Annotated in this window: 13 protein-coding genes; 1 reads left to right on the plus strand and 12 read right to left on the minus strand. The window is 49.3% G+C overall.

The features are described 5' to 3' along the window. Positions 1-32: 32 nt before the first annotated feature. The 8 genes from H7R39_RS08750 to mltG form a co-directional block, all read right to left on the minus strand. Positions 33-593 (minus strand): 2-oxoacid:acceptor oxidoreductase family protein, encoded by a 561-nt coding sequence (locus H7R39_RS08750; protein WP_185898868.1) that lies wholly within the window; start codon positions 591-593, stop codon positions 33-35. After that, on the minus strand, positions 590-1435 hold the full coding sequence (locus tag H7R39_RS08755; protein ID WP_185898869.1) for a 2-oxoglutarate ferredoxin oxidoreductase subunit beta: 846 nt from the start codon (positions 1433-1435) through the stop codon (positions 590-592). The genes H7R39_RS08750 and H7R39_RS08755 overlap by 4 nt, the downstream gene beginning before the upstream one ends. Continuing rightward, the gene (locus tag H7R39_RS08760; RefSeq protein WP_185898870.1) at positions 1425-2585 is read right to left on the minus strand and encodes a 2-oxoglutarate synthase subunit alpha; all 1161 of its coding nucleotides are present in this window, start codon (positions 2583-2585) and stop codon (positions 1425-1427) included. The genes H7R39_RS08755 and H7R39_RS08760 overlap by 11 nt, the downstream gene beginning before the upstream one ends. Further along, the gene (locus H7R39_RS08765; protein WP_185898871.1) at positions 2582-2893 is read right to left on the minus strand and encodes a 4Fe-4S binding protein; all 312 of its coding nucleotides are present in this window, start codon (positions 2891-2893) and stop codon (positions 2582-2584) included. Before H7R39_RS08765 ends, H7R39_RS08760 begins: the two co-directional genes overlap by 4 nt. Before the next feature lie 304 nt (positions 2894-3197). Next, the gene (locus tag H7R39_RS08770) at positions 3198-3974 is read right to left on the minus strand and encodes an NlpC/P60 family protein (RefSeq protein WP_185898872.1); all 777 of its coding nucleotides are present in this window, start codon (positions 3972-3974) and stop codon (positions 3198-3200) included. A gap of 3 nt (positions 3975-3977) precedes the next feature. Further along, a complete protein-coding gene (locus H7R39_RS08775; RefSeq protein ID WP_185898873.1) occupies positions 3978-4865 on the minus strand; it encodes a lactate/malate family dehydrogenase in 888 nt (295 codons plus the stop codon). A 12-nt stretch (positions 4866-4877) separates the two neighbouring features. Further along, positions 4878-7094, minus strand: a complete 2217-nt coding sequence (locus H7R39_RS08780) for an NADP-dependent isocitrate dehydrogenase (protein WP_185898874.1) — start codon at positions 7092-7094, stop codon at positions 4878-4880. Between the two features lie 64 nt (positions 7095-7158). Continuing rightward, complete coding sequence (mltG, locus tag H7R39_RS08785; protein ID WP_228724768.1) at positions 7159-8121, minus strand: endolytic transglycosylase MltG; 963 nt, start codon at positions 8119-8121, stop codon at positions 7159-7161. On the opposite strand from mltG, the gene H7R39_RS08790 reads away from it, so the two are divergent. Further along, positions 8051-10600: a YhdP family protein gene (locus H7R39_RS08790; RefSeq protein ID WP_185898875.1), complete on the plus strand. Its 2550-nt coding sequence runs from the start codon at positions 8051-8053 to the stop codon at positions 10598-10600. The genes mltG and H7R39_RS08790 overlap by 71 nt on opposite strands. A 600-nt stretch (positions 10601-11200) precedes the next feature. Here H7R39_RS08790 and H7R39_RS08795 read toward each other — a convergent pair. From H7R39_RS08795 to hypE, 4 genes are all read right to left on the minus strand, one after another. Then, positions 11201-11680 (minus strand): flagellar protein, encoded by a 480-nt coding sequence (locus H7R39_RS08795; protein ID WP_185898876.1) that lies wholly within the window; start codon positions 11678-11680, stop codon positions 11201-11203. 71 nt (positions 11681-11751) lie between these two features. Beyond that, a complete protein-coding gene (locus H7R39_RS08800; protein WP_185898877.1) occupies positions 11752-12009 on the minus strand; it encodes a hypothetical protein in 258 nt (85 codons plus the stop codon). 133 nt (positions 12010-12142) lie between these two features. Beyond that, positions 12143-12484 (minus strand): hydrogenase maturation nickel metallochaperone HypA, encoded by a 342-nt coding sequence (gene hypA, locus H7R39_RS08805; protein ID WP_185898878.1) that lies wholly within the window; start codon positions 12482-12484, stop codon positions 12143-12145. Between the two features lie 145 nt (positions 12485-12629). Next, complete coding sequence (gene hypE / locus H7R39_RS08810; RefSeq protein ID WP_185898879.1) at positions 12630-13679, minus strand: hydrogenase expression/formation protein HypE; 1050 nt, start codon at positions 13677-13679, stop codon at positions 12630-12632. Positions 13680-13772: the final 93 nt, after the last annotated feature.

Below are 13772 nucleotides of genomic sequence, written 5' to 3' on the forward strand. Positions count from 1 at the left end.
ATACTTAATTTATCTTATTTCAAATCACGCTTTTATTTGCCGTTTTCTATGCAAATTTTGGCGTATTTGAGCCCCAGCTCGTAGGCTTTTTCGTTCTCGGCGTAGACTTTTTTAGGTACTTTTGAGAGCATTACGCGTTTAACTAGCTCAGTATCTAGGCAGCCGCTCATCTGCACGGCGACTGCGAGCGCGACGACGCTTTGGGTTATGACGTTGCCCACTTCGTCTTTAGCGATGGAGATGATCGGTATTTCGTAGATTTTCCAGCGCTTTTTGTCCTCGTCGCTAGCGCGTACCAAATTTGGCTCCACGACGATGATACCGCCCTCTTTTACGCCGTCTTTAAACTGCTCGAAGCTAACCTGCGCGGTGGCGAGCATAAACTCGATCTCGCCCTCGTTTGCGTAGGGGTAAAATATCTCGCGCTCGCTCAAAATGATATCGACCTTCGTCGGCCCTCCGCGCACCTGCGAGGTGTAGGTCGAGGCCTTGACGCCGTATCCGCCCTCCTCGATCTTGGCCGCGGCTAAAATTTCGCCCGCTAATATCACGCCCTGGCCACCCACTCCGACGAATCTTAGCTGCCTTTTCATTTTAGCGCTCCAAAGTCGATTTTCTCGCCGTCTCTAGCGGCTTTTATCACCATGTCGTAGGCCTTCGTGTACTCCATGCGCGACTCGTCTTTATGCATTACTCCTAGCGGAAATTTACCCTCCCGCTCATCCTCGCTCATAGCGTCAAATTTAGCCTTGCTCACCGTGCGACCGTCGATCCATTCTAGCATCTGCGTAGCTTGGCCCATTTTGTTTTTACGGCCCAGGTTTATGTGGCAGTTTGAAAATACATCAAAAAAGCTATATCCGTCGTGCTCGAATCCCTCGGCAAATATCTTTTCTAGCTTTGCCGGCTCTATCACGCTGCTGCGCGCTACAAATGTCGCTCCTGCGGCGGTTGCGAGCTTGCACGCGTCGAAATTCGGATCTACGTTACCGTACTGCGCCGTCACCGTCCAAAAGCCAGTCGGCGTGGTCGGACTGGTTTGGGAGTTTGTTAGCCCGTAGATGAAATTATTTATCAAAACGTGGTTTAAATTTATATTTCTGCGGCATCCGTGGATCGTGTGATTGCCGCCTATCGCTAGTCCGTCGCCGTCGCCGGTTACCACGATGACGTGTTTATCCGGGTTTGCGAGCTTGATACCCGTAGCATAGGCGATCGCGCGCCCGTGCGTCGTGTGGACGGTGTTGCAGTTGATGTAGGAGCTAAAGCGTCCCGAGCAGCCGATGCCCGAGACCACGCACACGTCGTTCATATCCCAGCCTAGCCTGTCGATCGCGCGGATTAACGCCTTTAGTATCACGCCGTCGCCGCAGCCCCAGCACCACAGAGTCGGCATTTTGTCCGTGCGTAGGTAGTTGTCGTAGTTAAATGCCATCAAATTCTCCTATTTTTTGCACGATTTCTTGCGGGCTGATCGGACGACCGTTGGCTTTTAGCAGCGTTTTAAAATCCTCTCTTAGTGTAGCTTTTATTATCTCGCCCGCGTACTGGCCCAAATTTAACTCGCAGATTAAAATTTTGCTAAATTTAGCCGATATTTCGCGTAATTTTTCGCTTGGCGTCGGAAATAGCGTGATAGGCTTAAAAAGTCCTACTTTCACGCCTTTTTCGCGTAAATTTAGCACCGCTTCTTTTGCCGCGCGAGCCACGGAGCCAAACGCGATAATGCAAATCTCCGCGTCATCCAGCATAAACTCCTCGCAAAGCTCAAACTCATGCGCGTGCGCATTTATTTTGTTAAAAAGACGCTTGATGTTGTAGTCCACGACCGCGCCGTCCTCGGTCGGAAATCCCGTCTCACCGTGATGAAGGCCAGTGACGTGATAGCGGTAACCGCCGAAAAATTTATTTAGCACGGCAGGCTCGTCTGCTGCGGCCCTGTACGGACGGTAGTCCGCGGGATCGCCGCCAAACTGCTTACGCGAGTAGATCTCTAGCTCGCTAGTCTGCGGCAATACGGCCTTTGCGTGCATGTGTCCGATCGTTTCGTCTAGCAGCAAAAACACGGGCGTCATGAACCGCTCGGCGAGATTAAACGCGCGAACGGTCTGCGTATAGCACTCCTCTAGGCTTGATGGCGCGATAACGATACTGTTTACGTCGCCGTGAGTTGGGTTTTTCGCCTGCAGGAGATCGCCCTGCGCCACGCGAGTAGGCAGCCCCGTACTAGGTCCGCCGCGCATGACGTTTACGATCACTAGCGGCACCTCCGCGATAAAGCCAAGCCCGATCTGCTCGGCCTTTAGCGAGATACCGGGACCCGAGCTTGCAGTCATCGCCTTTGCCCCGCTCATCGAGGCTCCAAGCGCTACCGAGATGCCTGCGATCTCGTCCTCCATCTGGATAAATTTACCGCCGTGCTTTGGTAGCAGCACGCTTAGTTCGTGCGCGATCTCGCTACTTGGCGTGATCGGATAGCCGCCAAAAAAGTTACACCCGCACTCCACCGCCGCAAGCGCGACCAGCTCGTTGCCGCTAGCGATGACCTCTCTTTTGCCGCCGTTATTATTTAAAAATTCGCTCATCGCTCCGCCTCTAATTTTTCAAATTTATTCTCTTTTACGGCGGTAGCGCGCTCTTTGCTCTCGGCGGTTAGTTTGGCGAATTTAAAGCCCTTTTCCGCCACGTAAATAGCAAAATCGGGGCAGTGTAGCTCGCACTCTCGGCACCCGATACAGGCCTCCGGGTGTACCACTTCGATCGTTTTGCCTAGCACTGCGCGCGGCTCGACGGCCATCGCCAGCACGCCCGCAGGACAGCGGCTCACGCAGATATCGCACGCCTTGCAGCGCGAGATATCGACCCAGACGGGGGCGTCAGTTTTTATCAGCATATTTTTCCTTATCAAATTTAACTCGTAACGATAATTTTATAGCATTTAAGTTAAATTTGGTATTTAAATCGGATAGTAAAACAAAATTTGGAGTTTTTTTGTATGAAAACGAGCAAATTTGAAACGCCCTAGCGGATATGCCGTTCTTGATATTTAGGATTTTTGGTTCAAATTTAACGGCTATTACGCAATTTGGCGTAGAGTAAATTTAGAAAGTCAAATTTACCGCCGCCGATCCGTAAATTTGACGACGATTTAACGGATACGGCGGTAAATTTAAAGCGATAAGCATAAATAACTAAACTTAGTTTCTCCTTACGCTGGCTTTGCCAAATCCAGAAAATCTATTTGACGCAAGGCACGACGTGCTTTTGTTTTTGCAAGATACGACATAGGAATTTAGCTCTTTGTTGCCTTTTTTACGTGTGTTTTTGTTGTTTAGATTCATAAAATCCACCATATTTTTACCCTTGGTATGATGCGTAAATGCTACAGTGCCGTCTTTTTCGACGCTGCTTACGATGCCTACGTGAGTAATAATTTTGGCTTTTTTGTTATTTTTCGTGCCTCTAGTCGTGTTATTAAAAAATATCAAATCCCCGACCTGCGGATCGTCAAATGCAATCAGATTTTTACTCTCGTAAAGCTTAAACATCGCTTCGCTTTTTAGGCCGCGCTTGGTGTAAAATTTATCGAGTTCCTTTTCGTCAAAAAAGTCTCGGTTAAATTTTTTATTTATAAGCGTTACGAAACCAGAGCAGTCGCCGCCGTCTCTTTTGCCCACATACTTTTGTATAAGGTCAAGCAGAGCTTTTTCTTTCACGTTAAATCGGTCGCCGACTTTACTTTGCATAGTCTCGCTTCCCGAGTTTTGGGCTTTATCTTTTTCTAGCGAAGTCGCAACTTGAATTTGACCTTTCTCCGCCGGCATCGCAGTCTGGATTTGGCTTTGCTTTGTCTGCGTCGCAACCGAGGCTTCATTTTTCGGAGCGCTTGGCGAAACGTTAGCGCAGCCCGAAATAAAAGCCGCTAAAAATAGCGCGTGGATTTGTTTTGTTTTGATCTTGGATTTTATAAACATCAGCTACGCGATTACCCCGCTTTCTTTTAAAAATTTGATATTTACAGCCGTTTGCGATTCGCCTTTTTCAAGCGCTGCTTTTTCCTCCGCGCTTGGTTGCTTGATCTCGCGCACGCCGCCTTTGCCTAGCTTAACCAGCCTACCGCCCGCGCACTCGCCATCTATCACGCAGCAGCTTAGCCACTGCTCGCTGCCGGTTTTTATCGCCTCGCACATCTTGGCTGCAGCCGCGCCCGGAGCGTAATACGCCGACGTGCCGAGCAGCTTAACGATCTTTGCGCCGCCCGTTTTAGCCTCCTGAGCTACCGCGTCAAATTCGCCGCCTAGATCCACGCTCACGTTGCTTTGTAGTGCCACCATATCGTCGTTATGAGAGCCTATGATGTGCGCGCTAAAGGCGCTGTTTTTTAGCCCGGTTTTTTGAGAGATCTCGTATTTTAGGCGCGCGGAGTCTAGCTCGCCAGCCATCCCCAGCACCCTACTTTTATCAAAACCGCTCGTTTTATAGACAAGATACGTGAGCGCATCGAGCGGATTTGTTACGTTTATGATGACGCTATTTGGGGCAAATTTGGCGATTTTCTCCACCGTGCCTTTTACGATGCCTGCGTTTTTTAGCAGCAGATCTTCTCTAGTCTGCCCCTCTTTTCTAGGGCTTCCGGCGGTCACGACCACGATGTCACTATCCTTAACTAGCTCAAAATCATCCCCGCCGGCAACGCTAACATCCAGACCGAAAACCGCCGCACTCTGAGATAGATCGATCGCCTTTGCGCGCGCCACGTCACCAAATATATCCACCAGCGCGATCTCATCTGCGATGCCTCTTAGCAAAATAGCGCTAGCCGCATTCGCGCCTACGTTTCCAGCTCCGATAACTGAAATTTTCATTTTTTTCCTTTTTTATAAAATTTGATTTTGCAAAATTTGATTAAACGTCGCACTCGGCCTCATCGCCGCGCTCGCCTTTTTGCCGTCTGGCTTATAGTATCCGCCGATATCGACCTTTCGTCCTTGCGCCGCGTTTATTTGGGCCACTATCGCGCTCTCGTTTTGCGCGATATTTTGGGCGACGAGTTTAAATCTAGCGCCCAGTCCCGTGCCGCTAGCGGCAAGCTCGCTCGCCCAGTAAAGCGCAATATAAAAATGACTCGCGCGCGTATCTAGCTGCCCCACTTCAAAGCGCGGAACCTTATTTTCTTTTAGATAGCGCTCTACGGCCGCATTTAGGGCATCGGCTAAAATTTGCGCCTCAGGGCTTTGCTTAAATCCCGCTAACTGCTCGAGACTAGCGCCCAGAGCCAAAAACTCTCCCAAACTATCCCAGCTTAGGTGATTTTGCTCCAGCAGCTGTTCGGCGAGCCTCGGTGCGCTACCTCCCGCTCCCGTCTCAAAGATACTTCCGCCCTCTAGCAGCGGCACGACAGAGAGCATCTTGGCGCTGGTTTCAAGCTCCAAGATCGGAAAAAGATCGGTCAGATAGTCGCGCAAGACGTTGCCCGTGACGCTGATACAGTCCTCGCCGCGCCTCATGATCTCAAGCGACTTTTTGCAAGCGGCCGCGGGAGACATGATCTCTATATCAAGCCCGCCGGTATCGGCGCTAGCTAGCTGCGCTCTTACTTTTTTTAGTATTTCTCGGTCGTGAGCTCTGTTTTCATCCAGCCAAAATATCGCCTTTTGCCCCGTGATTTTCTCGCGTTTTAGCGCTAACTCGACCCAGTTTCGCACGGCGACGTCTTTGACCTGCGTTATCCTAAATATATCGCCTTTTTCTAACTCAAATTTAAATAAAATTTCGCCTTTTGCATTTAACACGTGCACCTCGCCAGCTTCGCTCATCACAAAGGTCTTATCGTGACTACCGTACTCCTCGGCCTTTTTAGCCATCAGTCCGACGTTTGAGACGCTGCCGATTTTAGCGGGATCTAGCGCGCCGTTTGCCTTGATATCCGCGATCGCGGCCTCATAAACGACGGCGTAGGTTTTATCGGGTATCACGGCTTTGGTTTCCCTGGCTATGCCCTCTTTGTCCCACATTTTGCCGCCGTTTTTTATCATCGCGGGCATCGAAGCGTCGATGATAACGTCGCTAGGTACGTGTAAATTTGTAACGCCGGCAGCCGAGTTTACCATCGCTAAATTTGGCCTTATGGCGTAAATTTCATCAAATTTGGCTTTGATTTTTTCCTGCGTTGCTTGCGGTAAATTTAAAATCCGCGCAAAAAGGTCTTTTAATCCGTTGTTTTCACTGACGTTTACGCTTTTTAGCTCGTCTGCAAACTCATCAAAAACCTCCGCGAAAAAAATCCTCACGAAATGCCCGAAAATCACGGGATCGCTCACCTTCATCATCGAAGCTTTTAGATGCACGCTAAAGAGCAAATTTTTTGCTTTCGCGTCCGCGATTTGCTCCTTTATAAAGACGTCCAGCTCCCGCGCGCTCATAAAGCTAGCGTCGATTATGTCGCCTTTTTCTACCGCTAAATTTTCTTTTAGCATGCTTTTTTCGCCGCTTTTTGAGATAAATTCGACGCGTAAATTTTCATCCGCTTCAAAGCTGATCGAGCGCTCGGAAGAGTAAAAATCGCCGCCCTTCATATAGGCGACTTCGGTTTTGCTATCTTTTTCAAAAGGGGTGATTTTATATGGGTTTTCGCGGGCATAGCGTTTTACCGCACCGACGCATCTGCGGTCGGAGTTGCCTTCGCGCAGCACCGGATTTACCGCGCTTCCTAGCACTTTGGCGTATCTGGCGGCCGCGTCTTTTTCCTCCGGCGTTTTTGGATCTGAGGGGTACGGCGGTAGATCGTAGCCTTTAGCGCGAAGCTCTGTGATAGCGGCGTTTAGCTGAGGCAAGCTTGCCGAGATGTTTGGTAGCTTGATGATGTTTGCGCGCTTTTCTTGCGTCAAATTTCGTAGCATCTCAAGGTCGTCGCTCACTCGCAGATCAGGCGGCAGCTTGTCGTTAAAAGCGGCGATGATCCGCGCGGCTAGCCCTATGTCGGCCTGGGCTATCTCTATACCGCCTGCGCGCAAAAACGCCTGCAGGATCGGAAACAACGAGTAGCTAGCAAACAGCGGGGATTCGTCGGTTCTAGTATAGACGATGTCGCTCATCTTTCCTCCTAGTTAAATTTCGCAAAATCTTATCCAAATTTATATTAAAACGCCTTTTGGCAGGCTATTTTTGGGAATTTATCGCGCCTACGTGCTCCTCGTACGTCGCGCTAAATTTATGCTTGCCAGTCTTTTTATCGCGAACGAAGTACAAAAACTCGCTCTGCGCCGGCCTTATCGCCGCCCGTATCGCCGCTAGACCCACGGTGCAGACGGGGCTTGGCGGCAGACCTTCGTTTAGATAGGTGTTAAATTTGCTCTTATCGCTTCGTATGCGCTCGGCCGTGACCGTCTCGTGCGAATATAGCCCGTAGTTTAACGTACCGTCCATTTGCAGCTTCATACCCTTTTTTAGGCGGTTTTGGATAACGGAGGCCACAAGGGGCATCTCATCCTCGTTTGCGGCCTCCTTTTGCACGACCGAGGCCGTCACGAGATACTCGCTCCAGCGCTTTTCGTCGTAGTTACCGAGTAGCTCAGTCGCCGTTTTTTCGTGGGATTTTTTAGATAAATTTACCAGATGCGCCGCTAGCTGTTCTTCGTTTACGCCAAGCGGTACTTTGTATGTCTCAGGCACTAAAAAGCCGTCCCCTAGCGGAGCAAATTTGGCGTAAAATTCATTTAGCTTCGTCTCGCTCAAATTTAGCTTTTTTGCGACCTCTTGCAAAAATACGGCCGTCGTTTCGCCGGGAATCAGCGTTATTTGCGTTAGAGCCGCCTTTGCGGTCGTGAGTTTATATAAAAAATCAAGCTTGCTAAGCTTTGCCGCGCCCAGGTCTATCCAGCCTGCCTGCACGTGCCCCATAGTGCGCAAGATCACGGCGTCAAATTTATTTGTGTCCGTATTTTTTTCGCTTAGATATGATATAATCCCAAGCGTACTGCCCTGAGGCACGAAAATGACCTCGCTCACGCTCACCGGGCGGCTAAGATAAACAAGAAAGCTCAGAAAAAATATGAAAATCATCTCGCTGATAATGAAGAAAATTTGGCGCATTTTGATCCCCGCGGTTTTGATATTCGTCATTTTTATAGCCGTCCTAAAACACGGCGTCGAGATAGAAAATATCGACGCGGGCGACTTTAAAATAGAGCAATTATATATAAAACTCGATAAAAAAATAATTTTACGCGCGAAAAATATAGAGATACCTAAACAAAGCGCCAAGGATAGCTCCGAGGACGCGCTGCTAGATCTATCCAAAAACATCGTCTGGATCGACAGGCTGTTTGACGAAATTTTACTCGAACGCGTCAAATTTTTAAACAGCGAGTCCACGCTGTTTTACAGAGACGACGTTTTTTATCTAGATAGCCCGTTTTTGGCGGTTAGCTCAAATTTTAAAGATACCGAAGACGGTATCACCGCAAACGTTTATCTGCTCGAGTTTAAGGACTTTAACATCACCTTAAGCGGCGTTAGTAATGCCGATTTAAGGCGTCAAATTTACGATTTTAACGGTACGTTTTCCAGTCACGAACTAAACGGAAACGCTACCGTAAATCTCAAAAAAGGCGAGCTAAAATACGAACTAAGCGACATAAACGCAACTAGCCTAAGGGGCTTTATGGATGAGCTGGGCGCAAAAACGGGGCTAGATAAAGAGATAAAAAACTGGATCTACGGCTATATCACGGCGGATAACTACTTCGTAAAATCGCTTCGGGGCAGGTTTGATCTAAACAGCCAAGAACCCTATCTAAACGAGCTTAGCGCGCAGGGTTTTTCAAAAAACGTAAAGGTTAAATTTCACGAAAAACTACCCGCCGCCACAGCCGAAGGAGTCGACGTCGAGCTAAAAAAAGGTTCGCTATTTTTCACGCTAAAAAACCCGAAATGGCAAGGCAAAAATCTAAACGGAAGCACTCTTGAAATCTATAAAATTTTCGAGGAAAAAGGCGCTGGACTCACGCTAAATTTGCAAACCTCGGCCCTCTACGACAAAAGCGTAAACTCCATACTAAAAGCCTACGACATCGAGGTTCCCGTTGAACAGCTAAGCGGCAAAACGGACGGCAAACTCGCTCTTGATATCAAATTTGACCCGCTAGAGGTGACGCCTAAGGGTAAATTTAAAGTCACGGGCGGACAGACTCTAATTGCGGGAGCTAAATTTAACGTAGATACCGCAGACGTCGAGCTTTTAAATGATAAGCTAAAGGTAAATGCGAAAAATACGGGGATGGACTTTTTTAGCGCGGACGCGGCGGTAGATCTTGATCTAGGCAAGCTCGCAGGCGACATAAACGGCACGCTAAAGGGGCTAAATTTAGCCTTCGGCAAGAGCGAAATTTTAAAACTAGGCGCGGTGCCGTTTGCGGCCAGGCTTGATTTTAGCGGCAAGGATACGAAGCTAGATATCGCTTCGCCAGCCGCCGTGGGTTTAAAATTCGGCGCGCAAAACGAGATAAATTTGCCTGACGCAAAGAGCCTACTGCCCTACTCGCCGCTGCTAAAAAGCCTAAAAATATCAGAAGGCGGCGTAAATATAAAAACCAAAGATTTTGAAAATCTTAGCATCGAGGCTAACGACGTTAAATTTGAAACGCCGCTGTTTAAAAAAGACGGCTCGCCCTACGACGCCGATAGTTTTACCATCGACGTAAACGCAAAAGGCGCAACGGGCAAAAGCAAAAGCGGCGGGCTAAATTTCAAAATCTCGGGCGGCAAGACGGAGCTTTTTATAAAAGAGCTCGATCTTGTGCTTAGCGGCGACGAAAATCTAACCGATAAGGAAGCCGACATCGAGTTTGAAGCCAAGGGCTCGAAGCTCGTTTTAAACGATTTTAACGCGACTCTGGACCTGCTAGCTTATAGCGGCCAAAGTGCGGACGGGACGGTGAGATTTGACGCCAAGCCCGCTCGCGGCAACTTTTCGCTCATAAAATCGGACAAAAAAATTGAAATGTCGGCAAACGACATCAGAGGCGAGTTTATCAACTCGATTTTTAACATCAAAAGCTTTGAGGGCGGCAGCTTTAAAATGCGCGTTTTAGGCGGCAGCACCGATGATTTTAAGGGCGAAGTAAGGCTGATCGGCGCCACGCTAAAAGACTACACGTTTTACAATCAGCTTCTCACGTTTTTAAACTCCGTACCCTCCCTACTCGTGTTTAAGACGCCGGATTTTAGCGCCGACGGATATCCGGTGAAATTCGGCAAAATTTTATTTGAGAAAAAGGCAGATGTGCTAAAGTTTCTAGCCATCGAGCTAGAGAGCTCGAGCGCGGATATCGGCGGGCACGGCACGATAAATCTCGCAACCAAAGAGATCGACGTGGATCTGGAGCTAAAGCTGCTAAAGGACGCCAGCTCCATCATCGACAAGATCCCGCTCATAAATCAGATCGTGCTAGGCAAAGACCGCACCCTCTCGACCGTCATAAAGGTTCGCGGAACGCTGCAAAAGCCGCAATACTCGACGCAAATCCTGCAAGACGCGCTGCTTTCGCCGTTTAAGATAATCAGAAACGTACTCGAAGCGCCGTTTTTGATATTTGAGTAAATTTGACGAGCGCAAGCGTCTGCGCCGCTAGTTTGCGGGTTAAATTTAAGCCAAATTTAATACCCCGCGCCACTTGTCTGCGCAAGGCGTTCGCGGGCTATCGGCAAATTTAATCAAATTTGCGGTCTTTGATATTTCTAAATGGCAAGCATGAGTGCCATACCTAAATACGGCAAAAACCGAGTCGAAAACAAAATCCAAATAGCAAAAATTTCGCCCTTCAAATAGACTAGAGTCGCTGCGGATTTTCATAAATTTATAATCTTTATAGGCCGTGAAATCGCGAGCAAAACGACAAACGTCGCTGCGACATTTCTCGCCGCAAAGCCCAAAATCGCGCATGCGTCAAATTTGATAAAAACGGCGCCAAGACTAGCGAGACAAAACCAGCGTAGATGTAGTATGCAGATGCTCTAAATGCGCTCAGGGCAAAAACGGCCCCTAAAAATTAGCGCACCGGCCGTAGATTTTGCACATTTACTGTAAATTTACGGCGGGTTTTGGCGTTTGATGCCGTCATGCTGGGACTACGATTTTTATTAAATTTGCCTGCGTTTTAAATTTTATCGCTAGCGGCTCAGGCGTTTTACGGCGTCAAATTTAGCTTTTGATCTCATCGTCAAAAAGCTCGCGAACGTCCACCCAAAAGCTTCCGGGCATAAAAATCGGCGAGTCCAAAATCTCCAGCAAGCCGTCCCTAAAAGACAAAAACTCCGCGACTCTTTGGAGTCTGTCAACGGTTTTTAGGCTCATGTCCGCTAGCCGTAGCACCTTTACGAGCTGCATTTTATCAGCCGTCCACTCGGCAAAGGCCAAAAACCGCGAATCGTCCGAAAACGTAAAACACGCCGTAGCCTGCTCGCTAAGTAAAATCTCGCCGCTTTGGCTAAATTTTACGTTTTCGTTCTCGCCATCGCTTTCTTCGCACTTCAAATTTAAACCTTGTGCCTCAGCGCTCGCGTAAAGCCGTAGCTCGCCCAAACTCGGCGCGCCCATGGCTATCTCATGACCTTCAAATTCCGCGCTAAATTTACCGTCCGCGCTGCACTCTTTCGCGCTGTAACTCCAAGCAGAACCCATTTATTTCCTTTCAGATTTATTTAGTTCAAATTTATCCGCGCATTTGCCTGCGCCGCACAAATCTCACGGTCTCACGGCTCGAAATTAGGGCAGTAAAAATCATCCGCCTCGCTCCAAAGCTCCTCTAGCGAGCGTCCGTCTATCTGCGGCGCGGCGCAGAATTCTTGCAGCGTGGCGAAATACCGCTCGCCGCTCGCGTTTGCGCCGGATTCGTCCGAACATCTTTGAAACGAGCAGCGATGCGCATAGGCGATGATCATGTATTCCTCGCCGCGCAGTCGAAAGCTAAGCTCCGGCTCGCCGCCCTCGGCCACACATTTTAGCAGCATTTACTCTATGATTTCAAATGGAAATTTGGGCATTTGGCTTCTTTTTAAATTTATTTTGCCGTGTTTTTGGAAGTAAATTTTAAAAATCGGCTCAAATTTAAGCACCGAATTTGAGCTAAAATTTACGGTAAAATCACCGCATCTCAAGGCGCATGAGGTGCATATCCTCGCCGCCCGTGACATCAAGCTCCTGCGAGCCGCAGGCCGGACAGGTGAAGTCGTTTTCACTAAGCTCGCCGCTAAAACCGCAGCTTTTGCACTCTACGGCGACGTTTTGCAAGGCGATCAAAAGCTCGGCATTTTCGCAGATCGTGCCCGCTTTATAAACCTCAAACGCGCTTTCTAGGTAGTGAGGCTCGACGCCGCTTAGCCGTCCGATACGCACTTCAAGGCGCACGACCTCTTTCGCGCCGTTTGCGGCGGCGTTTTTCTCGCAAAGCGCGACTAGGCTTTGCACTATGCTTAGTTCGTGCATCGGCTTGCCTCGCTTGTAGACGGAGCGGATTTTATTTTTACGCACGCGCCTAGGGCGTAAATTTGATAAATTTTGCGAGCCGATTCTGGCGCCGTGCAAACCCCAAAAGCTAATGCGCTTAAATTTGACATATCCATCGCCGCACCTAGCATATTCTAGGCAAAAGCTCGCCCTTTGGCGCTTCTAAAAAGCGCTTCGAGCCGTATGCGTTTTGCAGGATGACGCGACCGTTTGCGGCGCCTAAGATCTCGCCAATCAAAGCTGCGTTAGCGTCAAATTTGCGCAAAATCTCAAGCGCGCGCGCTTCGTCTTTTTCATCTACGGCCAGCACGAACGTACCCTCGTTGGCTAGCTCATACGGCTCAAAACCAAATAGCTCGCAAACGCCCGTCACTTCGTCGCTGACCCTGATATCCTCCTCGCGCACGAGGATGTCTAGGCCGCTAAATTTCGCCCATTCGTTTAGCACCGCCGAAAGACCTCCGCGCGTCGCGTCGCGCATACAAAGAGGCTTTACGCCGCCCTCTATCAGCGCCTTTACCGCGCCTACTAGCGCCTTGCAGTCGCTTTTTAGTTCGCTTTGTAGATCAAGCTCCTCGCGGCTAGCCAGCACCACCGCGCCGTGTCTGCCAACGTCGCCCGAGATCAGGATCTTTGCGCCCGCGCGCAGGCTTTTTAGCTCCACGCCCTCGCAGACGATCTCGCCGATACCGCTCGTGTTGATAAAAACTTTATCGCATTTGCCGCGCGGTACGACCTTCGTATCGCCGCAGACTATCCGCACGCCGTTTTCGCGAGCGACGGTGGCTAGCGAGCCTAGCACGCGCTCTAGCTCGGATATCTCCAACCCCTCCTCGACTATTAGCGCGCAGCTTAGGTACTTTGCCTCGGCACCAACCATAGCTAGGTCGTTTATCGTGCCGCATGCGGCGATCTTGCCGATATCGCCGCCGTTAAAAAATATCGGCGTAACCACGAAGCTATCGGTGCTAAAGGCAAGCTTGCCGTTAAATTTAAGTGCCGAATTTGCCGAGCATTTATCGCTCTCGTCCGCGCAAAAGTCGCTAAAATTTAGTATCGCGCTATCGTTGCTCTCGCGCAAAATTTCGTTGTCGAATATCCTAAAAATCGTCTCGTTTATGAGCGAGTTCATCTCCTCGCCGCCGCCGCCATGGCTTAGCATTATTTTGCTCATTTTTTCCTCTAAATTTTATAGTTCGCGCCTCGTTTTTCGCCGCCAAGTCGCGCGAAGTATCGCCCATTCGCGACTATTTCGCGACCTCGCTAT

The organism is Campylobacter massiliensis, assembly GCF_014253065.1.
Classification (GTDB): Bacteria; Campylobacterota; Campylobacteria; order Campylobacterales; family Campylobacteraceae; genus Campylobacter_A; species Campylobacter_A massiliensis.